We start from the raw sequence: 15,810 nt of genomic DNA on the forward strand, positions 1-15,810 counted from the left end.
TCATTACTAGCAACAATACATGAGTTTTGAATGAATTGCTGCCGCCCGGTCGAAAAAAGGGGCCGTCAGGCCCCTTTTTCTGAAACTCGCAGAATTAGCGACGCAGACCCAGACGCTCGATCAGCGCAGCGTAACGTGCAACATCTTTACGTTTCAGGTAGTCGAGCAGTTTACGACGCTGAGAAACCATGCGCAGCAGACCACGACGGCTGTGGTGATCTTTTTTGTGCTCTGCAAAGTGGCCCTGCAGGTGGTTGATCTGTGCAGTCAGCAGTGCAACCTGAACTTCGGTAGAACCGCTGTCGTTTTCGCCACGACCAAACTCAGAAACGATTTTTGCTTTAGCTTCAACGCTTAGAGACATTTTAGAACTCCAAAAATTAAAAGAAAGAAAGGGTGCCGATCTCTAATTCAGCGACCCCTGATGCAACGCCCGAAAATGTTAAAACACTTTAGCGGACGTTAAGCGGCGATATTCTACTCGTAGCAGGCTTTTATCGCAAGAAAAGCGCTTACGCCGGGTATTCCACCACCAGACGACGCGGCGCCACGCGGCCTTCATCGTCAATTTCGCCCATGCCGAGAAACTTGCCGGATTCGTTTTCCATCACCCGCACCAGCCCGTTAAGCGGCGCGCCTGACTGACGAACCGGGTTACCGTTTTTAAAGTAAACCGCGGAGGTCTCCGGAATCGCCACCAGCGGATAGTCCGACGCCGGGCTGTCCATCGGCATCAGCAGCGGATCAAGCAGCTGCGCGGCAGGAATATCCTGCGCTGCCGCCTGTTCGACCAGCGCCTGCAGCTGCTCGAGGGTCACCATCCGCTCAACCGGGTATTTGCTCACCGCCAGGCGACGCAGGAAAATCACGTGCGCGCCGCAGCCGAGCTTTTCACCTAAATCATCGATAATCGTCCGGATGTAGGTGCCTTTCGAGCAGTGGATCTCCAGCTCCAGTTCATCGCCTTCATGGCGAATAAACAGCAGCTCATAGACCGTAATCGGCCGGGCTTCACGCGGGACCTCAATGCCCTGACGAGCATACTCGTACAGCTTCTTGCCCTGATACTTCAGCGCCGAGTACATCGACGGTACCTGCTGCGTCTCGCCGCGGAAACTATCCAGCGCCGCCGCCAGCTGCTCGTCGCTAAAGGTTAGCGGACGCTCTTCCACCACCTGACCGTCGGCATCGGAGGTATCCGTGCGCTGGCCCAGTTTGGCGATCACGCGATAACGCTTATCGGAGTCCAGCAGATACTGGGAAAACTTGGTCGCTTCGCCAAGACACACTGGCAGCATACCGGTCGCCAGCGGATCCAGCGCGCCGGTGTGGCCAGCGCGGTTGGCGTTATAAATACGCTTTACTTTCTGCAGCACATCGTTGCTGGAAGCACCCTGAGGCTTGTCCAGCAACAATACGCCGTGCACGTCGCGGCCGCGACGACGAGGACGACTCATCAGTCCTCCTTGCTGTCGTCCGGGTTCACACGACGTTCATCGTCGTGTTTCACCACGCTGGTGACCAGGTTGGACATACGCATCCCTTCCACCAGCGAGTTGTCGTAGAAGAAAGTCAGTTCCGGCACGATACGCAGACGCATCGCTTTACCCAGCAGGGAGCGGATAAAACCAGAAGCTTCCTGCAGCGCTTTGATGCCCGCTTTCACCGCGGCTTCATCTTTGTCGTTGAGGAAGGTGACATACACCTTGGCATAGGCCAGGTCACGGGACATTTCCACACCGGAAACGGTGGTCATCATACCCAGACGCGGATCTTTGATTTCACGTTGCAGGATGATGGCAATCTCTTTTTGCATCTCCTGGGCCACACGCTGCGGGCGACCAAATTCTTTCGCCATAATAAGTTCTCCAGAATAAAGACAAAAAAGGGGCCAAAAGCCCCTTTTTAAAATGATTGCCGGGTGGCGCTTCGCTTCCCCGGCTGCTTAGCCATCAAATGATTAATCGATGCTACGCTGGATTTCGATGATTTCGAACACTTCGATCATATCGCCAACGCGAACGTCGTTGTAGTTCTTCACACCGATACCACATTCCATGCCGTTACGGACTTCGTTAACGTCATCTTTGAAGCGGCGCAGGGATTCCAGCTCGCCTTCATAGATAACCACGTTGTCACGCAGGACGCGGATTGGGTTGTGACGTTTGATCGTCCCTTCGGTAACCATACAGCCCGCGATGGCGCCGAATTTCGGCGATTTGAACACATCACGCACTTCAGCCAGACCGATGATCTGCTGTTTCAGTTCCGGAGACAGCATGCCGCTCATCGCCGCTTTCACTTCGTCGATCAGGTTATAGATGACGGAGTAATAACGCAGATCCAGGCTTTCCGCTTCGATAACTTTACGCGCAGAGGCATCGGCACGAACGTTGAAGCCAACCAGAATCGCGTTGGATGCTGCTGCCAGGGTCGCGTCGGTTTCGGTGATACCACCTACGCCGGAACCGATGATCTTCACTTTCACTTCGTCGGTAGACAGTTTCAGTAAGGAATCGGAAATCGCTTCGACAGAACCCTGTACGTCCGCTTTCAGCACGATGTTCACTTCGTGAACTTCGCCTTCGGTCATGTTAGCGAACATGTTTTCCAGCTTAGATTTCTGCTGACGCGCGAGCTTAACTTCACGGAATTTGCCCTGACGATACAGTGCCACTTCACGCGCTTTTTTCTCGTCACGAACCACAGTCACTTCATCACCCGCAGCCGGCACACCGGACAGACCGAGGATTTCCACCGGAATGGACGGACCCGCTTCCAGCACTTCGCGACCCAGTTCGTCACGCATCGCACGCACGCGGCCATATTCAAAGCCACACAGGACAATATCGCCCTTATGCAGAGTACCTTCGCGAACCAGAACGGTAGCCACCGGGCCACGACCTTTATCGAGGAAGGACTCGATGACCGCGCCGCTCGCCATACCGTTACGTACAGCTTTCAGTTCAAGAACTTCAGCCTGCAGCAGAATCGCGTCCAGCAGGTCGTCGATGCCGGTACCGGCTTTCGCGGAAACGTGGACGAACTGGCTCTCGCCGCCCCACTCTTCCGGCAGGATGCCGTACTGGGACAGTTCATTCTTCACGCGATCCGGATCAGCTTCTGGCTTATCGATTTTGTTCACCGCAACCACCACCGGTACCTGCGCCGCTTTAGCGTGCTGGATAGCTTCGATGGTCTGCGGCATCACGCCGTCGTCTGCCGCCACCACCAGAACCACGATATCCGTCGCCTGCGCACCACGAGCACGCATGGAGGTAAACGCGGCGTGGCCCGGGGTGTCCAGGAAGGTGATCATGCCGTTGTCGGTTTCTACGTGGTAAGCACCGATGTGCTGGGTAATACCACCCGCTTCGCCGGAGGCAACCTTAGTAGAACGAATATAGTCCAGCAGCGAGGTTTTACCGTGGTCAACGTGACCCATGATGGTCACGACCGGTGCGCGCGGTTCAGCCGCAGCGCCGGTGTCACGGTCGCTCATTACCGCTTCTTCCAGTTCGTTTTCACGACGCAGGATAACTTTGTGGCCCATCTCTTCGGCAACCAGCTGCGCGGTTTCCTGGTCGATGACCTGGTTAATGGTCGCCATGGCGCCCAGTTTCATCATCGCTTTGATGACCTGAGAACCTTTCACCGCCATCTTGTTAGCCAGTTCACCAACGGTGATGGTTTCGCCGATGATAACGTCACGGTTAACGGCCTGCGCCGGCTTCTGGAAGCCCTGCTGCAGAGCGGAACCTTTACGGTGCTTACCGCCTTTACCACCGCGAACGGCCGCACGGGCTTCTTCACGATCAGCTTTAGATTCAGCGTGTTTGTTGCCTTTCTTCGCCGGACGCGCCGCTTTGCTGCTACGGCTACGGCCGCGACCGCCTTCAACTTCACGATCGTTATCATCTTCAGCCTGACGAGCATGCTGTGACGTAGTGACGTGATAGTCGCTGCTATCTTCCGGGCTGTCTGAGGTTTCAGACCAATTTTTTTCGTTTTCTTCTGCCATACGGCGTGCTTCTTCCGCTACACGGCGCGCTTCTTCTTCAAGTTTGCGGCGTGCTTCTTCTTCCGATTTGCGCTTCAGTTCCGCGGCTTCGTTCTCACGGCGGATCTTTTCAGCCTGGGCGGTTTTGGTCATTTCGTCGGTATGTTGATTGCTCACTTTGTCTTTTTCCGCAGCTTCACGTTTCGCTTTATCAGCGACTTCACGTTTAGCTTGTTCTGCGGCCTCACGTTCAGCTTTTAATTGCGCCTCGCGTTTCGCTGCTTCTTCAGCTTCACGACGGGCCTGCTCTTCCGCTTCACGCTGCGCCTGCTCTTCCGCGGCCAGACGTTCAGCCTCTTGCGGATCGCGTTTCACAAAGGTGCGTTTCTTGCGGACTTCGATTTGTACCGATTTACTCTTTCCACCGGTACCTGGAATATTCAACGTGCTGCGGGTTTTACGCTGCAACGTCAGCTTGTCGGGCGCCGAGCCGTGTTCACGGTTCAGGTGCGTCAACAAAGTTTGTTTCTCTTGCGCGGTCACAGAATCATCAGCCGATTTGCGGATGCCTGCGTCAGCAAATTGCTGTATCAGGCGATCCACAGAGGTCTGAATCTCTGAGGCCAGCGCTTTAATAGTCACATCTGTCATGCTGTTCCTTCCTGCTACAGTTTATTACGCTTCGTCGCCGAACCAACAAATGTTGCGAGCGGCCATGATGAGCTCGCCAGCTTTCTCGTCGGTCATCCCTTCGATATCAGCCAGGTCATCAACGCCCTGCTCGGCGAGATCTTCCAGCGTACAAACACCACGGGCAGCCAGTTTGAATGCCAGGGCACGATCCAGACCTTCCAGATTCAACAAATCATCGGCAGGTTTGTTATCTCCCAGGCTTTCTTCCTGAGCCAGCGCCAGCGTAGTCAGTGCGTTTTTCGCACGCTCACGAAGTGCTTCAACGGTGGCTTCATCCAGACCGTCGATTTCCAGCAGTTCTTTCATCGGCACATAGGCCAGCTCTTCCAGCGAGGAGAAGCCTTCTTCAACCAGCACTGTCGCGAAATCTTCATCAATATCGAGATATTTGGTGAAGGTATCGATAGCGGCATGCGCTTCCGCCTGGTGCTTAGCCTGCAGGTCGTCAACGGTCATCACGTTGAGTTCCCAGCCGCTGAGCTGCGAAGCCAGACGAACGTTCTGACCGTTACGGCCAATCGCCTGCGCCAGGTTGCCCGCTTCTACCGCGATATCCATGGTGTGTTTATCTTCATCCACCACGATAGACGCGACGTCTGCCGGCGCCATGGCGTTGATCACGAACTGCGCCGGGTTATCATCCCACAGGACGATATCGATGCGTTCGCCGCCCAGCTCAGTAGAGACGGCCTGCACGCGCGCACCGCGCATACCGACGCAAGCGCCAACCGGGTCGATGCGCTTGTCGTTGGTTTTCACCGCGATTTTGGCACGAGAGCCCGGATCGCGAGCCGCCGCTTTGATCTCCAGCACTTCTTCACCGATTTCCGGCACTTCAATGCGGAACAATTCGATCAGCATCTCAGGTTTGGAACGGGTCACGAACAGCTGGGCGCCACGCGCTTCCGGACGGACAGCGTACAGTACGCCGCGGATGCGGTCGCCCGGACGGAAGTTTTCACGCGGCAGCATATCTTCACGCAGGATCACGGCTTCAGCGTTGTTGCCCAGATCCAGAGTGATGTTGTCGCGGTTCACTTTTTTCACCACGCCGGTGATGATCTCACCTTCGTGCTCGCGGAACTGATCGACCACCATCGCGCGCTCGGCTTCGCGGACTTTCTGCACGATAACCTGTTTAGCGGTCTGCGTGGTGATACGGTCGAAGGTAACAGATTCAATCTGATCTTCGACATAGTCGCCGACGTTCATGCTTTCATCTTCGTAACGCGCTGCTTCCAGCGTGATCTCGCGCGTCGGCTGAGTCACCTCTTCAACAACCAGCCAGCGACGGAAGGTGTCGAAATCGCCGCTCTTACGGTCGATTTCTACGCGAACGTCGATCTCTTGTTCGTATTTTTTCTTGGTGGCCGTTGCCAGCGCGCTTTCCAGCGCTTCGAAAATTTTCTCGCGCGGCAGCGCTTTTTCGTTGGAAACGGCTTCAACAACAGCCAAAATTTCTTTGTTCATCGGGGCCTTTCACCTCAATCCAGACTGTTAAAAGTGGGGAACCAGGTTCGCCTTCTGGATGTTACTCAGCGCGAACACTTCATCTTTGCCTTCGACGGTTACCGTGATCATTTCACCGTCTACCGCTTTGATAATGCCCTGCCATTTGCGACGGTTCTGAACCGCCATGCGCAGCACCAGCGCAACTTCTTCGCCAGTGAAACGTTGGTAGTGTTCGGCGGTGAACATCGGACGGTCGAGACCAGGCGAAGAGACTTCCAGGTTGTAAGCGACAGTGATCGGGTCTTCAACATCCATGACGGCGCTTACCTGGTGGCTCACATCAGCACAATCATCAACGTTGATGCCATCTTCACTATCAATATAGATGCGCAGTGTGGATGTGCGACCGCGAATAAATTCGATGCCGACCAGCTCAAAGCCAAGCGCTTCAACCGGCGCTGTGAGCATCTCTGTCAATTTTTGCTCTAATGTGGACAAACCCACCCCCAAGACATAAAAAAAGGGCGTATAGCCCAGTTATTCTGAAGTCAGATAACAAAAAACCCCGATAAATCGGGGCTTTAGATAACTGAACCCTGAGATCGCCATGGCGATCTGGAACACCTTCCGCAAGAATTCTTTCAAATTCGGCTACGAAGGACACTTAGTCCTCACAGTATATTTGAAAAAGTACTTAATGGGAAAGTGGTTGCGGGGGCCGGATTTGAACCGACGACCTTCGGGTTATGAGCCCGACGAGCTACCAGGCTGCTCCACCCCGCGCCTGAAACGTGGCATATTTTACTCTTATTGAGCAAAAGACGCAAATACTGCTGGGATTTGGTACCGAAGACGGGACATAAAATCGGGGTGAATTGTATCGACAATTAGTATATTTTGTCAACATGCTTTTTATCGCCCCCGATTGCCGTTTGTGCTGGTATTTCAGGCTTTTTTAGCAAAAAGATGATGAAGCCCTTCCTGTCGCCAGTAAAAGATGGTTAAATGAATACTCACAATTAATGCATAAAAATGCAGTTAAGGTTGTTGAGTCGAACTCACCACAGTCTATCGAGCAGGGTTTTATTTTATGACGACGATTCTCAAGCATCTCCCGGTTGGTCAACGTATTGGTATCGCTTTCTCTGGTGGACTGGATACCAGCGCCGCGCTGTTATGGATGCGCAAAAAAGGCGCCGTGCCTTATGCATATACCGCTAACCTGGGTCAACCGGACGAAGACGACTACGATGCTATTCCGCGCCGCGCGAAAGAGTATGGCGCTGAAGGTGCCCGTCTGATCGACTGCCGCAAACAGCTGGTCGCAGAAGGGATCGCGGCGATTCAGTGTGGCGCTTTCCATAACACCACCGGTGGGTTGACCTATTTCAACACCACGCCGCTGGGCCGCGCGGTCACCGGCACCATGCTGGTGGCGGCAATGAAAGAAGATGGCGTCAACATCTGGGGCGATGGCAGCACCTATAAAGGCAACGATATCGAACGTTTCTATCGTTACGGCCTGCTGACCAATGCTGAACTGCAGATTTACAAGCCGTGGCTGGACAGTGATTTCATCGATGAGCTCGGCGGCCGGCACGAAATGTCCGAATTTATGATCGCCTGCGGCTTTGACTACAAGATGTCGGTTGAAAAAGCCTATTCCACTGACTCCAACATGCTCGGCGCGACGCACGAAGCGAAAGACCTCGAATTCCTCAATTCCAGCGTGAAAATCGTCAACCCGATTATGGGCGTGAAGTTCTGGGACGAAAACGTGAAGATCCCTGCGGAAGAGGTGACCGTACGCTTTGAGCAAGGCCATCCGGTGGCGCTGAATGGCAAAACCTTCTCTGACGACGTCGAGATGATGCTGGAAGCCAACCGCATCGGCGGCCGCCACGGTCTGGGGATGAGCGATCAGATTGAAAACCGCATTATCGAAGCAAAAAGCCGCGGTATTTATGAAGCCCCCGGGATGGCGCTGCTGCATATCGCCTACGAGCGTCTGCTGACCGGTATCCATAACGAAGACACAATCGAGCAATACCACGCCCACGGTCGTCAGCTGGGCCGCCTGCTGTATCAGGGACGCTGGTTCGATTCCCAGGCGCTGATGCTGCGTGATTCTCTGCAGCGCTGGGTCGCGAGCCAGATCACCGGCGAAGTTACCCTTGAGCTGCGTCGCGGTAACGACTACTCGATCCTCAATACCGTTTCAGACAACCTGACCTATAAAGCAGAGCGTCTGACCATGGAAAAAGGCGATTCCATGTTTACCGCCGAAGACCGTATCGGTCAGCTGACCATGCGTAATCTGGATATCACCGATACCCGCGAGAAGCTGTTCGGCTATGCCCAGTCAGGCCTGCTGAGCGCCTCCTCGGCAACCGGTTTACCGCAGGTTGAGAATCTGGAAAACAAAGGCAAATAATCGCCTGACGATGTTTGCTCCCCGCCGGCGGCCCTCCGCCGGCTTTTTATTTTTTGTTCCCTGTCAGCGCCAGAAAAATTGAAAAGAGGCATTTTTTCCTTATCGCCCGGTCAGCAAAATTGTTGACTATAATAGCCTCAATTGATTAATTCATATCTGGTGATAAACATCATGAATATTAAACCGCCGATCAGGCCGCAAAAGGCCATTGACCGACTGATCGATGTGCTTGAGCCACACGCGACGCCCGTTAACGCGATCGCCAGAAAAAGACTCACCTGGGAATATAAAGGCAAAACCCAGCTCTTTATTTTTAAAAAAGGCGAGCTATCGATTATTCGGAATTCCGACAAGCTATTGATGGTGACCGTCTATGAGCCCCACCTTTTCGGCGTGGCGGAAATGCTACAGCCCAGCCGCAGCCATAGCCTGCGAGCGGAAGTCTCTTCCGAACTGCTACGCATCGACTATGACCTGGCTTCCGCGCTCTTTCGTCAGCATAACCTGTGGGAGGAGGTGACCAGCCTGCTGGCCTATCATACTTCCTACCTGGTATATCGTGACGATCTGGTCCTGCAACAGCGAACCTATTCGGTGATCCGTAACCATCTGCTGGAAATGATGTTATTAACCGAAGAGACCCGACAGCGCGTGTCTATTCTTGAATATATTCAGGACAGGACCCATCTCTCGCGCAGCAGTATTCTCAATGTCTTGTCAGCATTAAAGAAAGGCGGTTATATTACCTTTGCCCGCGGTGGTTATTTGCAAAGCATCGCCTCACTTCCTGAAAAATTTTGACCGCGTCAGTCACCTTTATTTGTTGTTACTCGCCTCAATGTTGAAAATGTTTAAATTTAAATTAATAAACGCTAACGGTAAAAAAAGAAAAATTTTATGCTGAGCACCTGAATTTACCGGCGGACAACATGTCCCTGGGCTCGACCAGCAGGCAACCACTCACGGCGTTAACCGCCGGGCCTGCACCGGCTCAGGATATGCCCCGGAAATCGGCCAGGCGTGAGCAGCGGTAGCGGGAGTTGACCCCCTCGCCTGCCGTCTGCAGCGACCATAACGATGAGATCCAAGAACCCGTTAATTTTGCCCGAACGCCCGTATCGGGCTTTTTTTTATCTGAAGGAATTCAACAATGAAGTCGATTGCTCCAAAATTGTTTGCCGTGATGATCGCCCTGGGGGCCAGCAGCGCCGTCTGCGCATCCGTTAACCTGCATGGTGAAGCCGGTGCCGAGTTCACCAATCTGTCCGCCAGCTTTGGCGCCGGGGAACCGGGTATGACGTTCAATACCCAGTGGGCTCACAGCGACAATGACGGGGACAGCGTAGGGCTGGGAATGGGCTACAACTTTAACCTTGGACCTTTTCTGATGACGCTGGGCGGTAAAGGCGTCTATCTGAATCCCAAAGATGGTGATGAAGGCTATGCCATCGCCGCTGGCGGCGGCGCAGAGCTGCCCCTCGGCCAGTACTTCACGCTCTTCGGTGAGGGGTATTACTCGCCGGACTCAATGTCCAGCGGCGTCGATGATTATGTGGAGGCCAATGCCGGATTACGTATTAACGTACTCCCGTCTCTGAATATCGAAGCAGGCTATCGTTATATCGATATGGCGGGGAAAGATGGCAATCGTGACAACACCCTTGCCGACGGGGCCTATGCCGGGGTTAACTTCCGCTTTTAATCCTTACACAGGGATTGCTGTCCGGCAGTCCCTGTCTTCTCTCAGCTGGCCAACGGCACGCTTTTCAGCACGCGGTTGATCTCCTGCAGACCGGCAACATTATTCTCTTTACGGTAAACATCATTCATGGACGCCATCTGCTCCAGACGGGTCAGGGCGCCATACACCTGGTACGCCTCACTATGTCTGTCAAACACATCGCGGCGCTCCACATCCTGCAAATAATGATTTTTCAACGAATGGTTAAGGCGACCAATCAGTGCCGTATTATCCTGGAAATAGCGCGTCACCGCCTGGGCATTATTCGCTGTCGCCCCAGGCTCACTGTGCGATACCGGTACCGTTAGCGCATTAATCGTCTCCACCGTTTGGGAGGGTGATGTTGAACTGCACCCTGCTAAACCGAGCACACCGGCGACGATAAGCAACCCGATCTTGTTCATTATGTCACTTCACCTCTGTTAATTTGACGAGGCGACTTTAACGACAGTAAAAGAAGGGAACCAGCAAAGAGATGTTTATAATTAAATGGCCGGAGGGGACAAAAACAAAAAAAGACGCTTTTCAGCGTCTTTTTTCTGGAATATTGGTACCGAGGATGGGACTCGAACCCACAAGCCCGTTAGGGCACTACCACCTCAAGGTAGCGTGTCTACCAATTCCACCACCTCGGTACAGAATACTTAGTGCGGGATGTCGCTGGTCGGCTGAGCCGGCGCAGTTGGCTGAGTTTGCTCCGTTTTCGGTGCACTCAGGTTATCCCACTCACTTCCTTTACTGGTCTTGTTGCTGTTGATATTACCCAGCGCCAGACTGATGATGAAGAACAGCGCAGCCAGGATGCCGGTCATACGGGTCATGAAGTTGCCAGAACCGCTGGACCCAAACAGTGTGCCGGAAGCGCCTGCACCGAAGGAGGCTCCCATATCAGCGCCTTTACCTTGCTGCAGCATAACCAGACCAACAAGGCCAATCGCTACAATAAGGAAAACAACCAAAAGAGCTTCGTACATAATCAACCTGTTCCTTGCGGATTTGCCGCATACCAAGTGCTTCGACCAATAAAGCGGGACGTTTTAACGTTTCCCACTGAAGCGGGTGTGAATACTAACCAAAGCGAATGACCTTCGCAAGGGCAATTTCGACACATTGTATCAACTGCAGAAAAAAACAGCAAAAAGTCGGTTTTCTATCATAAAAAAGGCGGCAAGCGCCGCCTTTTTAACCACTTAGCCGGCAAGCTTAGACGCTTTTTACCGCTTCGGCGATGCGATGCGCAAACTCGTGCACCTGATCTTCATGCTCGCCTTCTACCATGACGCGGATCAGCGGCTCCGTTCCGGATTTACGCAGCAGGACACGGCCGCGTTTCCCTAACGCTGCTTCCACTTCTGCGGTCACCGCTTTGACATGCTCGTTCTCCAGTGGGTTACCGCTGCCTTCGGTAAAACGCACATTCACCAGTAACTGAGGGAACATCTTCATGCCACTGCAAAGGTCATGCAGACTCATATGGTTACGTACCATCGCCGCGACCACCTGCAGACTGGCGACGATGCCATCGCCGGTGGTGGTTTTATCCAGCAGGATCACGTGGCCTGAGTTTTCCGCACCAATGCGCCAGCCTTTTTCCTGCAGCATCTCCAGTACATAACGGTCACCGACCTTCGCGCGGGCAAACGGGATGCCTAACTGCTTGAGCGCCAGCTCCAGTCCCATATTACTCATCAGGGTACCAACGGCGCCGCCGCGCAGCTGCCCCTGACGCAGCCCTTCCCGGGCGATGATGTAGAGGATCTGGTCGCCATCGACTTTATTGCCTTCATGGTCAACCATGATCACCCGATCGCCATCGCCGTCGTAGGCAATACCCAGATCGGCTTTCTCCGCCAGCACGCGCGCCTGCAGCGCACGCACGTCGGTGGCGCCGACCTCTTCGTTGATGTTGAGGCCGTCAGGCTCGCAGCCCATCGCGATAACCTGAGCGCCCAGCTCGCGGAAGACATTGGGGGCAATGTGATAGGTCGCACCGTGCGCGCAGTCCACCACCACTTTCAGCGTGCCGAGGCTCAGTTCGTTGGGAAAGGTGCCTTTACAAAATTCAATGTAGCGCCCGGCGGCATCAACGATACGGCTGGCTTTGCCCAGCTCTGCCGAATCCACGCAGGTGAGTTCTTTCTCCATTTCGGCTTCAATCGCCTCTTCTACATCATCCGGCAGCTTGGTGCCCTCAATGGAGAAGAATTTAATACCGTTGTCGTAGAAAGGGTTATGCGAAGCTGAAATAACGATCCCCGCCTCGGCGCGGAATGCGCGCGTCAGGTAGGCGATGGCCGGTGTCGGCATTGGCCCGGTGAACGACGCAGAGAGCCCCGCGGCCGCCAGCCCAGCTTCCAGCGCGGACTCCAGCATATAGCCCGAAATACGGGTATCCTTGCCGATGATAATTTTACGCGAGCCGTGGCGCGCTAACACTTTCCCCGCCGCCCAGCCCAGCTTAAGCACAAATTCCGGAGTGATCGGCGCATCGCCGACGCGGCCACGAATACCATCGGTGCCAAAATACTTGCGGTTACTCATAACGTTTTTTTCCCTTAGCGGCGAGGGTGGCTTCCACCACGCGCAGCGCTTCTACCGTTTCTTTGACATCATGGACGCGGATTATCTGCGCGCCCTGCATTGCTGCAATGACGGCACACGCCAGGCTGCCGTTCAGCCGTTCCGACGGCCCGACGTTCAGCAACTGACCTACCATCGACTTACGCGACATACCGACCAGCAGAGGCAGCCCAAAGTGGTGAAATTCACCCAGCCTGGCCAGCAGTTGATAATTATGGGAGAGATTTTTACCGAAACCGAATCCCGGGTCGAGCAGCAATTTTTCTTTTGCGATCCCCGCCTGCTCGCAGCGCACAATATGTTCTGCAAAAAAGCGCTCGACATCGGCGAAGACATCCTCATATTTTGGCGCCTCCTGCATGGTTTTCGGCTGACCCTGCATATGCATCAGACACACCGGCAGCCCGGTTTCCGCAGCGGCCTGCAGCGCGCCAGGTTCGGTCAGCGAACGAATATCGTTAATGATATGCGCCCCGGCCCGGGCTGATTCGCGGATAACCTCCGGTTTGGACGTATCCACCGAGATCCACACTTCAAAGCGCTGAGCGATCGCTTCGACAACCGGGATCACCCGCGCGAGTTCCTCTTCTACGCTCACCTCAGCCGCCCCTGGCCGCGTGGATTCACCGCCGATATCAATGATGGTCGCCCCTGCGTTAATCATCAGATTGGCATGCTTCACCGCCTCAACCAGCGAGTTGTGAGCGCCGCCATCGGAGAAAGAGTCGGGCGTCACATTAAGAATGCCCATCACATGCGGATGAGAGAGATCGAGGGTTGAGCCCTGGGCTACAAGTTTCATCACAAAATCCCTGAGACTGAAGAGGTTAAAAAAAGAAAAACCCCGGAGCGGGCGCCCCGGGGTTTTTAAGGTTAAAACAAGACATCAACAGCGGTAGCTTACTTGTCGCCCAGCTGCTCTGACATGGTGTTGCCCGGGTTCGGCGTACGCGGTTCATCAACCGGACGCGGCGCACGAGGCGTGCCATTGTTGTCAGAGTTATTCGAAGAACCCGGTTCTTCCCAACCCGCCGGCGGACGAACATCGCGACGAGCCATCAGGTCGTCAATCTGCGGCGCATCGATAGTCTCATATTTCATGAGCGCATCTTTCATCGCGTGCAGGATATCCATGTTGTCGTTCAGCAGCTGGCGAGCACGACCGTAGTTACGCTCGATCAGCGATTTCACTTCCTGGTCGATGATACGCGCGGTTTCATCGGACATATGCTTCGCTTTCGCTACGCTACGGCCGAGGAAGACTTCGCCTTCTTCTTCCGCATACAGCAGCGGACCGAGTTTGTCGGAGAAGCCCCACTGGGTCACCATGTTACGCGCCAGGTTCGTCGCCACTTTAATGTCGTTGGACGCGCCGGTAGAAACATGTTCCGGACCGTAGATAATCTCTTCCGCCAGACGACCGCCGTACAGGGTGGAGATCTGACTTTCCAGTTTCTGACGGCTGGCGCTGATCGCATCGCCTTCCGGCAGGAAGAAGGTCACACCCAGCGCACGACCGCGCGGGATAATCGTCACTTTATGGACCGGATCGTGTTCCGGAACCAGACGGCCGATAATGGCGTGGCCTGCTTCGTGGTAAGCGGTCGATTCTTTCTGCGCTTCCGTCATCACCATGGAGCGACGTTCCGCACCCATCATGATTTTGTCTTTCGCTTTTTCGAACTCAACCATCGAAACAACACGTTTGTTGCCGCGAGCAGCAAACAGCGCCGCTTCGTTGACCAGGTTCGCCAGGTCCGCACCAGAGAAGCCAGGGGTACCGCGCGCAATGATCGCCGCGTCGATATCCGGCGCCAGCGGTACGCGACGCATATGCACTTTCAGGATCTGTTCACGACCGCGAACATCCGGCAGACCAACGACAACCTGACGGTCGAAGCGGCCTGGACGCAGCAGCGCGGGGTCCAGAACGTCCGGACGGTTAGTCGCCGCGATAACGATAATACCTTCGTTACCTTCGAAGCCGTCCATTTCAACCAGCATCTGGTTCAGGGTCTGCTCACGTTCATCGTGACCACCGCCAAGACCCGCGCCACGCTGGCGGCCGACGGCGTCGATTTCATCGATGAAGATGATGCAAGGCGCTGCTTTCTTAGCCTGCTCGAACATGTCACGCACACGAGATGCACCGACACCGACGAACATTTCGACGAAATCAGAACCGGAAATTGTGAAGAACGGTACTTTTGCTTCGCCAGCGATCGCTTTCGCCAGCAGCGTTTTACCGGTACCCGGAGGGCCGACCATCAGGACGCCTTTCGGGATCTTACCGCCCAGTTTCTGGAAGCGGCTCGGCTCACGCAGGTATTCCACCAGCTCACCGACTTCCTCTTTCGCTTCGTCACACCCGGCAACGTCGGCAAAAGTGGTTTTGATCTGGTCTTCCGTCAGCATACGGGCTTTGCTTTTGCCGAAGGACATCGCGCCCTTCCCGCCACCGCCCTGCATTTGCCGCATAAAGAAGATCCAGACGCCGATCAACAGCAGCATAGGGAACCAGGAGATGAAGATGGAAGCCAGCAGGCTTGGCTCTTCTGGTGGTTCGCCAATAACTTTGACGTTTTTAGTCAACAGGTTATCGAGCAGCTTCGGATCGTTAACCGGAATGTAAGTCGTGTAACGGTTACTATCTTTCTTGGTAACGTTGATCTCACGTCCGTTGATACGCGCTTCGCGAACCTGGTCCTGATTGACCTCTTGCAGGAAGGTAGAATAATCCACCTTGCGGCCATTCGACTCGCTGGGCCCAAAGCTCTGGAATACTGACATCAGCACAACGGCAATGACCAGCCAGAGTATTAGGTTTTTCGCCATGTCACTCAAGGGATTAACCTCTTATTACAACTGTGTTAAAAACAGCGTCAGGATACTCTATATCCAGTTTCTTTC

General features: G+C 54.3%; 14 protein-coding genes and 2 tRNA genes. 3 read left to right on the top strand and 13 right to left on the bottom strand.

Annotated elements, in window-relative coordinates:
* Positions 1–94 precede the first annotated feature (94 nt).
* The 7 genes from rpsO to N438_RS13285 form a co-directional block, all read right to left on the bottom strand.
* Positions 95–364, bottom strand: coding sequence for a 30S ribosomal protein S15 (gene rpsO / locus N438_RS13255; RefSeq protein WP_012540479.1), 270 nt, complete (start codon positions 362–364; stop codon positions 95–97).
* A gap of 148 nt (positions 365–512) precedes the next feature.
* Positions 513–1,457, bottom strand: coding sequence for a tRNA pseudouridine(55) synthase TruB (gene truB / locus N438_RS13260; protein ID WP_046621501.1), 945 nt, complete (start codon positions 1,455–1,457; stop codon positions 513–515).
* Positions 1,457–1,858, bottom strand: a complete 402-nt coding sequence (gene rbfA, locus N438_RS13265; RefSeq protein ID WP_002918248.1) for a 30S ribosome-binding factor RbfA — start codon at positions 1,856–1,858, stop codon at positions 1,457–1,459. Before rbfA ends, truB begins: the two co-directional genes overlap by 1 nt.
* Positions 1,859–1,960: 102 nt before the next feature.
* Positions 1,961–4,651 (bottom strand): translation initiation factor IF-2, encoded by a 2,691-nt coding sequence (gene infB / locus N438_RS13270; protein ID WP_008806629.1) that lies wholly within the window; start codon positions 4,649–4,651, stop codon positions 1,961–1,963.
* Between the two features lie 24 nt (positions 4,652–4,675).
* A complete protein-coding gene (gene nusA / locus N438_RS13275; protein ID WP_008806630.1) occupies positions 4,676–6,163 on the bottom strand; it encodes a transcription termination factor NusA in 1,488 nt (495 codons plus the stop codon).
* 27 nt (positions 6,164–6,190) lie between these two features.
* Positions 6,191–6,643 (bottom strand): ribosome maturation factor RimP, encoded by a 453-nt coding sequence (gene rimP, locus N438_RS13280; protein ID WP_002918364.1) that lies wholly within the window; start codon positions 6,641–6,643, stop codon positions 6,191–6,193.
* Between the two features lie 208 nt (positions 6,644–6,851).
* A tRNA-Met gene (locus N438_RS13285) sits at positions 6,852–6,928 on the bottom strand.
* Positions 6,929–7,235: 307 nt separating this feature from the next.
* On the opposite strand from N438_RS13285, the gene argG reads away from it, so the two are divergent.
* The 3 genes from argG (at position 7,236) to N438_RS13300 (ending at position 10,281) form a co-directional block, all read left to right on the top strand.
* On the top strand, positions 7,236–8,579 hold the full coding sequence (gene argG / locus N438_RS13290) for an argininosuccinate synthase (RefSeq protein ID WP_116696332.1): 1,344 nt from the start codon (positions 7,236–7,238) through the stop codon (positions 8,577–8,579).
* Positions 8,580–8,750: 171 nt separating this feature from the next.
* Positions 8,751–9,380, top strand: coding sequence for a winged helix-turn-helix transcriptional regulator (locus N438_RS13295; protein ID WP_023298269.1), 630 nt, complete (start codon positions 8,751–8,753; stop codon positions 9,378–9,380).
* 349 nt (positions 9,381–9,729) lie between these two features.
* Positions 9,730–10,281 carry a YfaZ family outer membrane protein gene (locus tag N438_RS13300; RefSeq protein ID WP_008806633.1) on the top strand — a complete coding sequence of 184 codons (552 nt, stop codon included), beginning with the start codon at positions 9,730–9,732 and terminating at the stop codon, positions 10,279–10,281.
* A 41-nt stretch (positions 10,282–10,322) separates the two neighbouring features.
* On the opposite strand, the gene N438_RS28045 is transcribed toward N438_RS13300, so the two are convergent.
* From N438_RS28045 to ftsH, 6 genes are all read right to left on the bottom strand, one after another.
* The gene (locus N438_RS28045) at positions 10,323–10,571 is read right to left on the bottom strand and encodes a hypothetical protein (protein ID WP_162493299.1); all 249 of its coding nucleotides are present in this window, start codon (positions 10,569–10,571) and stop codon (positions 10,323–10,325) included.
* Between the two features lie 297 nt (positions 10,572–10,868).
* Positions 10,869–10,955: transfer RNA gene (locus N438_RS13310), tRNA-Leu, on the bottom strand.
* A 9-nt stretch (positions 10,956–10,964) separates the two neighbouring features.
* A complete protein-coding gene (gene secG / locus N438_RS13315) occupies positions 10,965–11,294 on the bottom strand; it encodes a preprotein translocase subunit SecG (protein WP_002918369.1) in 330 nt (109 codons plus the stop codon).
* Positions 11,295–11,523: 229 nt separating this feature from the next.
* A complete protein-coding gene (gene glmM / locus N438_RS13320; protein ID WP_002918370.1) occupies positions 11,524–12,861 on the bottom strand; it encodes a phosphoglucosamine mutase in 1,338 nt (445 codons plus the stop codon).
* Complete coding sequence (gene folP / locus N438_RS13325) at positions 12,854–13,702, bottom strand: dihydropteroate synthase (RefSeq protein WP_012540474.1); 849 nt, start codon at positions 13,700–13,702, stop codon at positions 12,854–12,856. The genes glmM and folP overlap by 8 nt, the downstream gene beginning before the upstream one ends.
* Positions 13,703–13,800: 98 nt before the next feature.
* Entirely contained in the window at positions 13,801–15,735 is a 1,935-nt protein-coding gene (gene ftsH, locus N438_RS13330) for an ATP-dependent zinc metalloprotease FtsH (protein ID WP_008806637.1), read from the bottom strand.
* Positions 15,736–15,810 lie beyond the last annotated feature (75 nt).

The sequence above is a fragment of the Klebsiella sp. GL120222-02 genome (assembly GCF_003097195.1).
In the GTDB taxonomy this organism is placed as follows: Bacteria; Pseudomonadota; Gammaproteobacteria; order Enterobacterales; family Enterobacteriaceae; genus Klebsiella; species Klebsiella variicola.